1 protein-coding gene is annotated in these 350 nt (G+C 68.9%); it reads left to right on the top strand.

The window, feature by feature from the left end; all coding sequences use genetic code 11:
- Window positions 1-293: hypothetical protein (locus KZZ06_RS20215; RefSeq protein ID WP_219581778.1), on the top strand; the 293-nt coding region annotated here is incomplete at its 5' end.
- Window positions 294-350: the final 57 nt, after the last annotated feature.

Genomic DNA, 350 nt, shown 5'->3' with positions numbered 1-350 from the left:
ATGGACTACCTGTCGCTGGCCGGCCAGATCGTGGCCGCGGCGGTCAACGGCGTCCCCAAGGGAAAAGCCGAGACCGAGAGGGGGAGCGAAGCCGACCCGGCGACCTCTCGGTCTTCATCGGCGCCGGGGCGGTCGCGGGGTTCTCGCCGGAAGAGGTCCGGCGGATGACGCTGACCGAATGGCACGTCGTCATCGACTCCTTCATCGCCGCCAACAGCCCGCCCGACGAGGGCAGCACCGAGGACGAGTTCATCGCGGTGCTGGCCGAAGAGATGGCCGCGGGCCGCGCCTGACCGCCCAACCACAGCAGGATCGCCGACTTGGCCGAACCGCTCGTCATATCGTTTGCC

Origin of the sequence: Sulfitobacter sp. CW3 (genome assembly GCF_019392245.1) — a bacterium.
GTDB lineage: Bacteria > Pseudomonadota > Alphaproteobacteria > Rhodobacterales > Rhodobacteraceae > Sulfitobacter.
This window is presented reverse-complemented; position numbering and strand designations above follow the sequence as displayed.